11 protein-coding genes are annotated in these 13,326 nt (G+C 47.9%); 3 read left to right on the top strand and 8 right to left on the bottom strand.

Annotated elements, in window-relative coordinates; translation table 11 throughout:
- Window positions 1–2 precede the first annotated feature (2 nt).
- The gene (locus tag D0Y50_RS05355; protein ID WP_117315861.1) at window positions 3–1,520 is read left to right on the top strand and encodes a SpoVR family protein; all 1,518 of its coding nucleotides are present in this window, start codon (window positions 3–5) and stop codon (window positions 1,518–1,520) included.
- 323 nt (window positions 1,521–1,843) lie between these two features.
- On the opposite strand, the gene D0Y50_RS05350 is transcribed toward D0Y50_RS05355, so the two are convergent.
- Genes D0Y50_RS05350 through prmB form a run of 4 tightly spaced genes read right to left on the bottom strand, consistent with a single transcriptional unit; the run spans window position 1,844 to window position 6,056 of the window.
- On the bottom strand, window positions 1,844–2,776 hold the full coding sequence (locus D0Y50_RS05350; RefSeq protein WP_117315859.1) for a hypothetical protein: 933 nt from the start codon (window positions 2,774–2,776) through the stop codon (window positions 1,844–1,846).
- Window positions 2,777–2,795: 19 nt separating this feature from the next.
- Window positions 2,796–4,004, bottom strand: coding sequence for an MFS transporter (locus D0Y50_RS05345; RefSeq protein WP_117315857.1), 1,209 nt, complete (start codon window positions 4,002–4,004; stop codon window positions 2,796–2,798).
- A gap of 6 nt (window positions 4,005–4,010) precedes the next feature.
- Window positions 4,011–5,111: a chorismate synthase gene (aroC, locus tag D0Y50_RS05340; protein ID WP_117315855.1), complete on the bottom strand. Its 1,101-nt coding sequence runs from the start codon at window positions 5,109–5,111 to the stop codon at window positions 4,011–4,013.
- Window positions 5,112–5,120: 9 nt separating this feature from the next.
- On the bottom strand, window positions 5,121–6,056 hold the full coding sequence (prmB, locus tag D0Y50_RS05335; protein ID WP_108566465.1) for a 50S ribosomal protein L3 N(5)-glutamine methyltransferase: 936 nt from the start codon (window positions 6,054–6,056) through the stop codon (window positions 5,121–5,123).
- 152 nt (window positions 6,057–6,208) lie between these two features.
- On the opposite strand from prmB, the gene smrB reads away from it, so the two are divergent.
- Window positions 6,209–6,772, top strand: coding sequence for an endonuclease SmrB (gene smrB, locus D0Y50_RS05330; RefSeq protein WP_108566627.1), 564 nt, complete (start codon window positions 6,209–6,211; stop codon window positions 6,770–6,772).
- An 11-nt stretch (window positions 6,773–6,783) separates the two neighbouring features.
- Here smrB and D0Y50_RS05325 read toward each other — a convergent pair whose 3' ends face one another.
- The 4 genes from D0Y50_RS05325 to D0Y50_RS05310 form a co-directional block, all read right to left on the bottom strand.
- Window positions 6,784–6,906 (bottom strand): DUF3149 domain-containing protein, encoded by a 123-nt coding sequence (locus D0Y50_RS05325; protein ID WP_114332867.1) that lies wholly within the window; start codon window positions 6,904–6,906, stop codon window positions 6,784–6,786.
- A gap of 350 nt (window positions 6,907–7,256) precedes the next feature.
- The gene (locus D0Y50_RS05320) at window positions 7,257–7,892 is read right to left on the bottom strand and encodes a transglycosylase SLT domain-containing protein (RefSeq protein ID WP_117315853.1); all 636 of its coding nucleotides are present in this window, start codon (window positions 7,890–7,892) and stop codon (window positions 7,257–7,259) included.
- A gap of 68 nt (window positions 7,893–7,960) precedes the next feature.
- Window positions 7,961–9,559, bottom strand: coding sequence for a glutamate--cysteine ligase (gene gshA, locus D0Y50_RS05315; RefSeq protein WP_108566463.1), 1,599 nt, complete (start codon window positions 9,557–9,559; stop codon window positions 7,961–7,963).
- A 93-nt stretch (window positions 9,560–9,652) separates the two neighbouring features.
- The gene (locus D0Y50_RS05310; RefSeq protein WP_117315851.1) at window positions 9,653–12,532 is read right to left on the bottom strand and encodes a M16 family metallopeptidase; all 2,880 of its coding nucleotides are present in this window, start codon (window positions 12,530–12,532) and stop codon (window positions 9,653–9,655) included.
- Between the two features lie 244 nt (window positions 12,533–12,776).
- Here D0Y50_RS05310 and D0Y50_RS05305 point away from each other — a divergent pair, with 244 nt between their 5' ends.
- Entirely contained in the window at window positions 12,777–13,319 is a 543-nt protein-coding gene (locus tag D0Y50_RS05305; RefSeq protein WP_117315849.1) for an Hpt domain-containing protein, read from the top strand.
- Window positions 13,320–13,326 lie beyond the last annotated feature (7 nt).

Below are 13,326 nucleotides of genomic sequence, written 5' to 3'. Positions count from 1 at the left end.
TTATGGCATCACCGAAGACCCGCTCCCCCCTTAGTGATGGCCCGGACTGGACTTTCGAATTACTCGAACAGTATGAGTTTCATATTGACCGGATTGCTAAAAACTTCCGGTTGGATGCTTATCCCAATCAAATAGAAGTCATTACGTGCGAACAGATGATGGACGCGTACGCCAGTATTGGTATGCCCATTAATTACAGCCATTGGTCATTTGGCAAAAAATTTATTCAGACAGAACAGCAATACCGCCGGGGGCAAATGGGCTTGGCCTACGAGATCGTAATCAACTCAAACCCTTGTATTGCGTATTTAATGGAAGAAAACACTATTACTATGCAGGCACTGGTGATGGCTCACGCCTGTTACGGACACAACTCATTTTTCAAAGGTAACTACCTGTTTGAAACCTGGACGGACGCTAGTTCAATTATCGATTATCTGGTTTTCGCCAAAAACTACATTGCAAAATGTGAGCAGAAATATGGCGAAAATGAAGTCGAGGATATTTTAGATTCGTGCCATGCATTAATGAACTACGGTGTAGACCGCTACAAACGTCCGCAAAAAATCTCTATTCAAGAGGAGATCAACCGCCAACAACAGCGCGAAGAGTATTTACAATCTCAGGTCAACGAATTGTGGCGCACCTTACCTCAGGTGAAAGAAAGTAACCGCCCGCAACCTTCGCGTTTTCCTCATGAACCACAAGAAAACCTACTGTATTTTATAGAGAAAAACGCTCCGTTATTGGAATCATGGCAACGTGAACTGGTAAGAATTGTGCGCAAAGTATCGCAGTACTTTTACCCGCAAAAACAAACCCAGGTAATGAATGAAGGATGGGCGTGTTTTTGGCATTATCACATTCTTACGCAACTTTATGATGAAGGGTTGGTCACCGACCGCTTTATGATGGAGTTTTTGCATAGTCACACGAGTGTGGTGATGCAGCCTGATTATAATAGTCCTTATTATTCAGGTATTAACCCCTATGCACTTGGCTTTAACATGTTTATGGATATAAAGCGAATGTGTCAGAATCCCACTGCTGAAGACCGCGAATATCTACCTGATGTGGCCGGCAAAAATTGGCTGGAAACGGTGCACTTTGCTATGCACAACTTTAAAGATGAAAGCTTCATCAGCCAATTTTTGTCGCCCAAGCTCATTCGAGACTTTAAATTATTTGCTGTGGACGATGATGCCGCGCGCCCGTATGTCAGCGTAAGTGCTATTCATGATGAAGCCGGCTACCGAACCATTCGTGAAAAACTGTCAGCCCAGTACAATCTGAGCAACCTTGAGCCGAATATTCAGGTATACAATGTAGACATCAGAGGCGACCGCTCACTTACGCTTCGTTACGTTCCGCAACAAGGTATTCCATTGGCAAATTCAAAAGAAGAAGTAATGCGTCACCTACACCGGTTATGGAAATTTGATGTCAGCCTTGAACAGGAACATGAAGATGGTGGCATTGAAGTGATTGCTGCGTGTCGGCGCGCTGCTAAAGTTGCCTGATAACCTACCCCACTCGCCCGCGCCCAATTATACCCCGTTGCGTGAGAGGGCTCGTAGGTAGCACAACAGCACAAGAAAAAGCGCCGCTATGGAGAAAAAACCATAGTGAAAGGAAAAACGATGAGGGGGTAATACAGTCAGCGGCGCCCCCGCTTGCCGGTATTACGGGCTAGGGTTACGCGCAAGGCTGTAATGCCCAGACCAAAAGCCAGCGGCCGGCTAACCAAACCACAAGGGTGCCTGCTCACAGCAGGTGCTGCTGGCAGTGTGCGCAAACCCAATGGGCCCTGCTATAAAGCCCTGCTATAAAGCCCAGCTCAAGGCTAGCCGTCAGCCTCGTGGCATACGGCGGCAAGTTGCCGGCCATCAGTGCTCATATGCAAGCGGCTGGCGCCTCCAGGGCAATATTCCTGTAATTCCAGCCATACCTGCCAGGGCCCCTGAACTTTTTCATCGGCAGGTGCGGAGGTTTCATTAAGCGGGGTGACCGGCTCTTTAAAGTCCCATGCATATACACGTGTCTCAACCGCCGCTAAGGCTTTTGCGCCGGGACTCCACGCCATGTAATAGGCGCCTTTGGGCAACGTTGCCAGTAAGCTGGTGCGCTCGGTAGCTGGGTCATAGCTCATCAGCGTCCAGGGCTGTTTATCTGGTGCGGGATTCTTAGTGTAACTAAATAACCCGGTATCCGGGATTGCCCACAAACTGGGGCCGATATTGCTATCTACCACGGTGGGCGGCAGATCCGCGCGCACTCGTTGTAACGTATGGGTGTCGCCCAGCACAAACGCCAGTGCTTCATCCTCGCCCATCCATACATGATAACCAATAGGCTCAAGAGCGCTAAATTTATTGTTTTGCTTATGGGTATACAACCACAGCCACTGTTTTTTACGTTTATCGACGCGGATTGCCGAAAAACCCTTTTTATGCGGTAACGGCGTAGGCGAGTATTCCGAATCTGCTGTATGTGTCAGGTTACTGTGAAAGCCACGGCTGATATCGAATTTCATAACATCGGTTTGACTGACCGAACCGGCCGGGAAGCTCTGGGTATAATACAACGCCTGATTATCGTCGTAAAAATAGGGCTGATTGGTATAAGCGTGGGTATCGGTAATTTTGCGCGCATGCTCTATGTGAGGCTGTTCATTGTCATACGATAAATCAAACAACCACAAATTGGTGATGGTTGACTGCGCGTGACACATAAAGCTGAATAACAAAAGAGCTGTCAGCATAATGCTGCGTTGCATGGTAATTCCTTGTTATGGTCTATTCGTGTATGGGCGTGGCGTTATTATCCATTACGGCGGGGCGGCTGAACAGTAACGCTATCCCACCAGCCAAACAAAATGCCGCAGCTAAAGCAAAGGCACCGTACGCATTCGCTCCCTGATCCCACAATTGCCCCGCACCATAATTACCCAGCGCGCCACCAAAGCCAAAGGCTACAGAAATATATAATGCCTGTCCGCGGCTATGGTAATGAGCGGGTAAGAAATGGTGAATAAAATGCACTGAAGCAGCATGCGCTAACCCAAAACTGAGCGCGTGTATTAACTGGACCACCACGACTATCTCGGGCTGAGCCGCCCACGCGGCTAAAGCATACCAGCGAAAAGCGGTTAACAGCATGCACGCCATCAACAACCACCATACGCCAAAGCGACGAATGAGTCGCTGCGCCAACAAAAATATGACGACTTCTGCCGCCACACCCAACGCGATCAACAAGCCAGTTTGTTGGCCGGTATACGCCAGGTCCCGCATATACAAAGCAAAAAAGCCATAATAAGGGCCAAAGCTAATTTGCAATAATGTGGCGCTAATTAAAAATATTACAAAGGGCCGTTGCGCAGCATAATGCCAAAGCGACCCCCGCCCTTCTGCATGTGCGCGCTGTAGCGGGGGTTGCACAATGAGCAGGCCAGCAAAAAACAATGCTGTAAGTAAGGCCATGCTAACGTAAACGGGGGTTTCGGTAGAGTAACTGTCCAGCGCCCAGCCCACCCCAACCGTAAGTACAATAAAACCGATACTTCCCCAGCAGCGAATTTTACCGTAGCTGGTAGTAGTAGGTGCCACCGCCTGCATAGTAATGACTTCCAATTGCGGTAGCACCGCCGTCCAGAACATCATCATCATGCCAAATGCCAACGCCACGCCCCAGAAACTGGTCACGTAAAAAATGGCTATAAAACATACGGCGCTGAGTAAACACCCGAGCCGTAACACCTGTACCGCTTTACCGGTTTTATCGGCTAACGTAGCCCACAGCGAAGGCCCCACAATACGCGAGAGTGTTATAATCGCAAACAGGTTACCGATAGCAGCCGAATCAAAGCCCCGGCCATCTAGAAAAATCCCCAGATAAGGTCCCAGCACACCCAACTGGCCAAAATAGAGCCAATAGGTAAGCGCCAATAGGATAAAGTTACCCTTTTGATGGGCTGGGGCCCTTCCCTGGACCGCATTATTCATCAGCCGTTACTCTGCCTTCCCGGCTATGTCTGGCGTTTGGCTGTGCACCTGCGCATTTTGCGCCCGGTGACGCAGACAGTGATCCATCAGGGTTATCGCCAGCATTGCTTCAGCAATAGGTACCGCACGAATACCCACGCAAGGATCGTGACGGCCTTTGGTAATAATGTCGATTTCATTTCCATCAACATCAATGGTTTTACCCGGCACAGAGATACTGGATGTAGGTTTTAAGGCCATATGCACAATAACATCCTGACCAGAAGAGATACCGCCTAAAATACCGCCGGCATGATTAGTGGCAAACCCCTGGGGCGTCAGCGCATCGCGATGTTCACTGCCTTTTTGTTCGATCACGGCAAAGCCATCGCCTATCTCCACGCCTTTTACGGCATTAATGCCCATCATGGCGCTGGCAATATCTGCATCGAGCCGGTCGAATACCGGTTCGCCCAGGCCCAGGGGTACACCGCTAGCGATCACTGACACTTTCGCGCCGATAGAGTCGCCGGATTTTTTCAAATCCCGCATATAGCTGTCTAACGCATCCAGTTTGTCAGCATCGGGACAAAAGAACGGGTTTGTATTGGTGACGGCCGGATCCACTTTATCTATTTTAATCGGGCCAAGCTGCGACATATAGCCATGTATTTCAATACCAAACTGTTCTTTTAGGTACTTTTTCGCAATTCCGCCTGCGGCCACCCGAATGGCGGTTTCCCGTGCCGAGGAGCGTCCACCGCCGCGATAGTCGCGGGCGCCATATTTTTGCTGATACGTGTAATCTGCATGACCGGGGCGAAAGCGATCTTTAATATCTGAATAATCCTGACTTCGCTGATCTTTGTTTTTAATCAGCAAACCGATACTGGTACCGGTAGTCTTCCCTTCAAACACCCCGGATAGAATCTGGACTTCATCATCTTCACGTCGAGCGGTGGTATAGCGTGAAGTACCGGGTTTTCGCCGATCTAAATCGCCTTGGAGATCACTTTCGCTAAGCGCCATACCTGGGGGACATCCATCGATAATCCCGCCGATCGCGATACCATGACTTTCACCGAATGTAGTAACGGTGAACAATTTGCCAATGCTGTTTCCTGACATAATTTGCTGTTAATCCTCTGTATTCCAGTATTGCGCCAGTACCTGTCTGGAGACCGCAAAAATTCCGTGACCACCATTTTCAAATGTCAGCCAGTGTACCTCAAGGCCAGGAAAGCGGTGTTGCATATGCACCTCACTATTTCCCACCTCAACAAATAACCAGGCGTCTTGCGTCATATAATCTACCGCTTGCTTAAGCATGATTTCGACTAAATCAAGACCGTCATTGCCAGAGGCAAGCGCTAGCTCCGGCTCGTGTTGATATTCTGCAGGCAAGTCTGCCATATCTTCAGCATCAACATAAGGCGGATTCGAAACTATCAGGTCGTATTTCTGGCCTTGCAGGCTGGTAAATAAATCCGAGGCTATCGGGTAAACCCGATCTGTTAACTGATGCTCCTGAATGTTCATATCGGCCACCGCCAGGGCATCTGAGCTAATATCGACCGCATCGACATGTGCCAGCTCAAACTGGTGAGCCAGCGCGATGGCAATACAGCCCCCGCCGGTACACATATCAAGAATAGTTGAAGGCGTTTGCTCCACGAACGGCGCAAATCGCGTCTCGATAAGTTCGGCAAACGGCGAACGGGGAATCAATACCCGTTCGTCAACATAAAACGGTAACCCACAAAACCAGGCTTCATTGGTGATATAAGGTAATGGCAGGCGCGTTTGTACCCGCTTTAGCACCAGCTCAGCAACCATTTCCCGTTCGCTACGGGTAAGACGGGCATTAAACAAGCCTTCTCCCGTTTGGGCCGCCATATCTTGCGGTAAATGCAAACCATAAAGTACCAGCGAGACGGCTTCATCCCACGCATTATCGGTGCCATGGCCGAAATACAACTGCGCGTCGTTAAATCGGCTTACCGACCAGCGCACCATATCCAAAATACTATGCAGGTCGTTTATCGCTTCATCCAGATAAATTTTGTCTGTCATCAGGCACCCGGTACATCCACTAAATTAAAGCTGGTATCATACCCAAAGATAGCGGGCTCGCCCATGACTAATTTGACATCACACATCCCACAGCAAGAAGCTGAACAAAATGGTAGCGCCTGCAGTAAATGGCGCTCTGCACAGAGGTAGATATGGCTGAAAAAAATACCGGGCAAGCTTCTCAGGAGGACGATTTCGCCTTATTTAGAGAAACCATGGGTGCGGTAAAGCCATTACAGCAGGATAAAATAAGCCCCGACAAACACGCCCGCCGGAATGAAAAAAAACGCGTGCAGCGCACCGCCACTCAACAGCACAAGCAAGCGTCAGCCAGTTTTGCATTTTCCGATATTTATCAGGCGGCGTTGCCTGATGAAGGGCCCGTACGTTATTGCCGTGAAGATGTCTCAACGCATTATCTTAAGCAACTTCGCCGGGGCAACTATTACCCAGAGCTTATCTTGGACTTGCATGGTCTGACCCGCGAAACCGCTAAGCTGGAACTGAGCGCACTGATACATACCGCCCATAAGCAACTGATCGACTGTGTGGGTGTGGTGCATGGTATTGGCTCAGGAATACTAAAAGGTACGTTACCCCATTTATTAGTGCAACACCCCCATGTTATGGCGTTTCATCAGGCTCCGTTGGAATATGGCGGGCAAGGAGCGTTATTGGTGCTACTGGAAACTGCCGAGCCTACCGGCTTTAAATAGCGCGTGGCGGGTCATCGCTTATGCTGCGTATTGCGGACTATCAGCCAGGCATAATACCCCATTAGTCCCACAATCAGCGCTATGCCAAATAACGAGCCCCACACTACCGGATCGTTCAGCATTGATATCAACATACTATTCCCCTGACATTGGCTCCTTATTCCCACAACATTAATGGGAATATCGACGTGCCCACAGTATCGCCTGAATGCCAGATTAACGACGTGATCTGGGTCAATGAATCATCAGCAAACTGACTAAAAAGCAATAGGGGATAAAAAAACAGCAGATTAATCCAATTATGTTATTGCAAATCATTATCATTTGCACTAACCTGATTTTGCCTGTTCGACGTTGGGTGATTTAACGGTCTTGGCTTGGCGTCGGTGTTGGGCAGGTGTGTGGTGCGCCTGCCCAACCATTTTTCCTCAGTGTCAGCAATAAACCTTACCGGTATTATTCGCAATGGCTTGCTGTAAACAGCTTAACTAAACAGTTTCCAGAACCAATTCTTTTGTAGGTCTTCTTCACACGTTTTGAGCTGAGTGGCATAACGTAATGAACGCGATTTCACCTTCGCCGCCACTTTTTTAAGCCAGGGTTTCCGGTTGTAACTTTTGCGCTTAAAGCCGCCCCACCCTTCGTGGTAATTCAGGTATTGCCCATAAGCATCCCATTTTGAGGTACCATTTATCAGGTAGGCTTTATAAATAAACCAACCCATAAAATCCATGGCATCATCAAAATCGTCGCGGTCTGCCCAGCTATTGCCGGTTTCGCGCACATAGTCGTTCCAGGTTACTGTTTTAGCCTGGGAATAGCCATAAGCTGAACTGACTCTGCCCCACGGAATTAAACCAAAAAATACATAATCGCGCGGCGGCAAGGCATTATGACGAAATGAGCTTTCCTGATACATCATCGCCATGGGCACATGAATAGGCACCCCCCATTTCTCCCGTGACTGCTCAGCAGCGTCGTACCAGTCATCCTTTTCGTAAAAAATTTCACAAATATTGCTGATATCTTTAGGTGGTGCAGTAGCACAGCCCATCATAAAAAACGGCCCTAAGCCGCTTATGATTAAAAATCTGCAAACTCGTTTGAACTTTCTTGACATCTCGTGTCCAAATAAGTGTTCTAGCAAAATGTGTGTTTCCCTGGAACGCTTTCAACGCCTGACTGATGTCAGGCGTTTTTTTTCGCCGGTGGTTCGTTATAATAATCACGAATATAAGTTTCAAAGTCCTTATCATCCGCCGCTTCTATCTCTTGCTGAGCCTGTAATGACTGCTCTGCCATCTTAATGAAATCCGCTTCATTATGATGAGTATAGGCCAGATTTTGATACGACTGCGCGTACTCTTTTGCCAATAGCAAACCCAATGCAGAATTATCCGCATCATCTTCCAGCAGAATTTGCATTATTTTACCCGAAGGCGTTTGCGCAGGATCGTTCAATTTAGCCCGCTGCGCGTTCACCGCGTCACTGTACTTGGCGGTTTTATTTGCCTTATCTAACAGTGCAGCCACCTGTTCGAACTTATCAAACAGTTCTGCGCCCCATTGCTGCATGGATACCTCGACGCCCTCGTTATCCAGCATCAAATCAGGGTTTCTGCCTTCTAGTACCACCTTGTTCATGTTGTCCCGGGCAGTTTCAATGGATGACAAAGTTAACTCTTCACTGGGCATCAGCAAACAGGTCATCAGGTATACATCCAGAAAATCCATCTGTTCGCCGTCAATCCCAATAGCGCTAAACGGGTTAATATCTAACGCCCGCACCTCAATATAACTGATACCCCGGCGCACAAGCGCATCACTGGGTTTTTCTTTTGGCAAGGTGGGTTGTTTAGGCCGTATGGGTGAATACAGCTCATTTTCTATCTGCAATATATTATTGCTTAACTGTTGCCAGTGGCCATCTTCACCCGCGGCGAAACGGGAAAATCGGGTAGACGGCGTTTGCATTGCTTCACGCAGTAAACGTACATAGTTATCTAATTTGTTGTAACAAATTTGCAGCGCTGATTGTTCTGCATTGGTATACCCCAAATCACTCATGCGCAGCGAGGTGGCGTAAGGTAAATAGAAAGTGCCTTTACCCACTTTTTTAAAGGGCAGTTGATGCTTCTTACCTTTCAAAAACGAGCTACATAACGCAGGCGATGCGCCAAACAGGAATGGAATGAGCCAACAGGTGCGGCGGTAATTGCGTATCAAGGCCAAGTAATCGTCGTTGATTTGATCTTGGCCAGGCGTATTATTGTGCAATTTTGCCCATAGCGGCCAGAAAGAGTCCGGCAATGAGAAGTTAAAATGTACACCCGAGATAGCCTGCATCATGCTGCCGTAACGGTTTTTCAAACCGATTCGGTAAACCTGCTTCATTTTACCTACATTTGAGCTACCAAAATTGGCAATGGGAATACTGTCCTCATCGTCAACAAAACAGGGCATACTCATGGGCCACAACATTTCATCACCAATGTGACTCATAACAAATTTGTGGATGTCGTTTAGTTGCTCTACGGTCGTCTCTGACGTATCGGCCGGCGGGGTAATAAATTCCAGCAGCGACTCAGAAAAATCAGTCGTAATGCTTTCGTGCGTAAGAGCCGAACCAAGTGCGCGGGGGTGAGCTGCCTGCGACAGTGCCCCACTGCCTTTAATCCTCAACCCTTCACGTTCTACTCCGCGTTTTAGCTGAGTTAAACTCTGGGCGAATTCAGGCGCTTGCAATGCAGCCAGACGCTGCTCGAAATTGTGTTGAGTCACGGTCAAATCATCATCCGTTTATTAAAATGCTTTGCCTACATGCGGCGTGGCATTGATAAATCAATCAGGGTTCATCGAACTATACGATGAACCGGGTAATTAAGGTGTTAACTGGCGGCGCGTTTCATCTTGTAGGGAAAGCTCAACTACCGGGCGGCCCAGGCTTTCCAATTGTTCCAGAATTTTTTGTTTATCGCCAACCACAATAATTTGCAGCTCATCGGGATTCAATTGCGCGGCCGCCAGGGCATTGATTTCCTCTGCGCTGATATGTTTAATAATATCCAGCTGTTTTTGCCGGTAATTTTTCGGCAAATCATAGGCCAGTAGCTGGCTGAGAAAACGTACCTTACTGCCGGGCGTCTCATAATCAAGCGCGTCGCTAAGCGTATAGGCATTACGCATAAAAGTCAGTTCCTGATCGGTAATACCTTGTGCTTTATACTGTTTAATTTCCTTAAGCATTTCAGTGATACCGTCTGCCGTACTTTGCCAGTTTAAATCGGCATTCACCTCAAACCAGCCCAGCGTCTTACCGCCAGCAAAACCACTGGATGCTCCGTAGGTATAGCCTTTGTCTTCACGTAGGTTTAAATTAATCCGGCTATTAAACGCGCCGCCTAGCGGAAAGTTCATTAACCGTGATTTAAAGTACTCTCCGGTGGCGTCAAATTTAGGACCGCGTTTGGCCAGATACACAGCCGTTTGTACGCTGCCAGGATTATCAATCAGAAAAATGCTTTGCTCAGCGTAGTCCGGAAATTCTGCGTACGGGCTAAAGCTATAGTCCTTACGGGGTAAGTCGGTTAAAAACGAAAATGCTTGCACTACTTGCTGGCTATCAAGGTCACTCACCACAACGGCGTGCGCCTTACTGGCCGTATAATAGGCTTGATAAAATGCTTTTACATCTTCCAAGGTTACCCTGGCGATGGTGTCAAGCGTGCCTTCGTCTGGATAACTGACACGGTTTTCTGACCCAAATAAAATGAGATCCCGGGCGCGGCTAGCCAACGCCGAGGGATTTTTTAGCTGCTGCTGCATACTTTGTATCACCCGCTCTTTCATGCGGTCAAAATCAGCCGGCGAGAACGCCGGGTGAAACAGCTTTTCTTCGAGCAGCGCTAATGTAGCGGTAAGGTTTTTAGTCAGGCTTGAAACATAAATTTGCGTGTAGCGACCATTTGCATTAAAACGCACGGAACTGCCTAATTTAGCCAGTTCGTTGGCAATTTGTTCGTTGGTAAAGTGCGCCGTAGACTCATTCATCATGAGCGCTGTAAGATAGGCAGTACCAGCTTTACCTGCTGGGTCTAACAGCATGCCGCCGTCCATATTCAGCGTAAATGTAACGGTAGGTGTTTCGGCGTTTGTTACCCCCAATAAGGTAATATCACCAGGCAATGTGGTTTGCCAGTAATCAGGGACTTCGACAATAGGTACCGAACCGGCAGGGGGCACCACGGCGCGATCAAACGTATCATTAACCGCCGGCGCGGTGACCTTATCATCTACTGTATCCAGTTCCTGCGGAATGACCCGTGCAGAAAACTCAAAATCCTGGGGTTTAACCGCCTGTTCGGTCCTGCCCTGGGGAACAATACTTAGATACACCCCGTGACCCTGTTTGATATAGCGTGTATACACCCGCATCACATCTTTTGCCGTTACGCCGTTGTAACGCTTAATATCTTCGCCTACCAGATCCGGTTGGTTTTCAAATGTTTGCCCGGCAGCCAGCGACGACACTTTTCCCGCCACACTTTGTAAGCCGAATACCGTAGAAGCTTCAATTGAGGCTTTGGTACGTTTTAAATCATCAGGCATCACGCCACGCTCCTCAAATTCGCGCAACGTTTTGCTTACCACTTGCTCTAACTGGGCTAATGACTGGGTACTGGAAGGGTTAGCTAAGGCCAATAGCTGAAATTCACATGCCAGCTCGCGGCATGGATGCCCTACTGATGCCTGGACCGCCATACCCGATTTAACTAGATTTTTATAAAATAAAGAGGTTTTACCTCCGCCCAGAATATCAGCCAATACATCAAGTGGCGCTTCATCTGGATGGCGTGCATAAACAGTGGGAAAGGTAATTTGTAGTAAGGGCAGATGGATATTATCTTCCAGCGTAATATAGCGGTTTTGCTCAAGGCTAACCGGCTCAGGCTGTGGATCGGCTACCGCCGGTCCTTTGGCTATCGGGCCAAAATATTTTTCCACCCAGCGTTTGGTGGCCGCTGTATCTATATCACCACCGATGGTCAGAACTGCATTGTTAGGCCCGTACCACCGTTTAAAAAAGGCTTTCAGGTCGTTCACGTTTACCCGGTCCAAATCTTCCACATAGCCAATCGGCAGCCATGAATAAGGATGACCGGGGGGATACAGAGCTTCGGCGGTGCGCTCTTCGCGCAACCCATAAGGCTGGTTATCAATACGCTGGCCCCGTTCGTTTTTTACGGTTTCACGTTGGTTTTCAAACTTTTTTTGGTCCACCGCATCTAACAAAAAACCCATGCGGTCAGCTTCCAGCCATAATACTTTTTCAAGTTGGTTTGCTGGCACTGTTTCATAGTAATTGGTGCGATCGGTATTCGTTGAGCCGTTTAAATTACCGCCTGACTCTGTGATGATTTTAAAATGTTGTTCGTCTGCAACATTTTGTGAGCCTTGAAACATCATATGCTCGAAGAAGTGTGCAAAGCCTGATTTACCAATATCTTCCCGTGCTGAGCCTACATGATAAGTCACATCTACATGCACCAGAGGATCTGAATTATCCTCATGTAAAATAACCGTCAGGCCATTTTCAAGCTGATATTTTTCATAAGGGATGGCCAGCTGTTCAGTCTGTTCGGCAGCGGATTGCTGAGTATCTGCGCCCGTGGTAGTTGAGGGATTCGATTGCTGACACGCGCTTACCAGCAATATGCTGGCAATAGACACCACGGCCTGGGCGAAGAGGCGTACTGACATCACACTTCCTTTTATTATTTATTGTCTATTATCTATAATCTTATTTTGGGTGGTTATCAGCTATCTGCGATAGCAAACCATACCGCCAGCTTAGCCTAATGTTTATCGCAATAAGGCTATTTTGACCATACTTGTCGTCAGACTACCAGAATATCAGGTAAATGACCTAAGTACATCTGGCCTAATATGTATCAATTGCCTTTGGCTTGCCCTACAATTTGATCACACGGTATAAGGAACCACCATGAACAGTACGACACAAATTATTGATTTGGATTTTGGCCTTTCGCAGTTGAGCGGTAACCGTGAATTGCTATTTAAATTGTTGCATAAATTTGCCAATGAATACCGCCAACTGCCGTCTCAGCTTGATGATGCTTTTGCTCGAAATGACTGGGAACAGGCCCGTATTTTGATACACACGTTAAAGGGCGTCGCTGGCAACCTTGGTTGCAATGCGCTGTTCGAAGAAGCCCGAGAATGTGAAAATCAGCTAAAAAACAACCATGCTGAACCAGACAATATGGCGTCGTTTGCCCGGGCTCATCAGCAGACAATTGCATTTATTGACGAGCATGATCCTGCCCGGGTAAGCCCTGCAGTCCCTGTTGATGACACCAGTAAGCAAGCGTTGCTTAGCGCATTACGTCAACATGAGTTTATCCTGCAGGATCAACTGGACACTTGGCTGGCGGCCTTATCATTAGCCGAACCACAACAACAAGCTGTGAGAGAGGCTATTGATGAATTGGATTATGAAGAAGCCATCAGTATTATCGAACAATAAATAGCGG

The organism is Salinimonas sediminis (assembly GCF_003429285.1).
Taxonomy (GTDB): Bacteria; Pseudomonadota; Gammaproteobacteria; order Enterobacterales; family Alteromonadaceae; genus Alteromonas; species Alteromonas indica.
This window is presented reverse-complemented; position numbering and strand designations above follow the sequence as displayed.

Excerpts from the sequence above, each read along its gene's own strand:
- D0Y50_RS05305 (WP_117315849.1), top strand. The coding sequence starts at position 12,777 with ATGAACAGTACGACACAAATTATTGATTTGGATTTTGGCCTTTCGCAG.
- prmB (WP_108566465.1), bottom strand. The coding sequence starts at position 6,056 with ATGACAGACAAAATTTATCTGGATGAAGCGATAAACGACCTGCATAGT.
- D0Y50_RS05355 (WP_117315861.1), top strand. The coding sequence starts at position 3 with ATGGCATCACCGAAGACCCGCTCCCCCCTTAGTGATGGCCCGGACTGG.
- D0Y50_RS05325 (WP_114332867.1), bottom strand. The coding sequence starts at position 6,906 with ATGTTGATATCAATGCTGAACGATCCGGTAGTGTGGGGCTCGTTATTT.
- D0Y50_RS05320 (WP_117315853.1), bottom strand. The coding sequence starts at position 7,892 with ATGTCAAGAAAGTTCAAACGAGTTTGCAGATTTTTAATCATAAGCGGC.
- smrB (WP_108566627.1), top strand. The coding sequence starts at position 6,209 with ATGGCTGAAAAAAATACCGGGCAAGCTTCTCAGGAGGACGATTTCGCC.
- aroC (WP_117315855.1), bottom strand. The coding sequence starts at position 5,111 with ATGTCAGGAAACAGCATTGGCAAATTGTTCACCGTTACTACATTCGGT.
- D0Y50_RS05310 (WP_117315851.1), bottom strand. The coding sequence starts at position 12,532 with ATGTCAGTACGCCTCTTCGCCCAGGCCGTGGTGTCTATTGCCAGCATA.
- D0Y50_RS05350 (WP_117315859.1), bottom strand. The coding sequence starts at position 2,776 with ATGCAACGCAGCATTATGCTGACAGCTCTTTTGTTATTCAGCTTTATG.
- D0Y50_RS05345 (WP_117315857.1), bottom strand. The coding sequence starts at position 4,004 with ATGAATAATGCGGTCCAGGGAAGGGCCCCAGCCCATCAAAAGGGTAAC.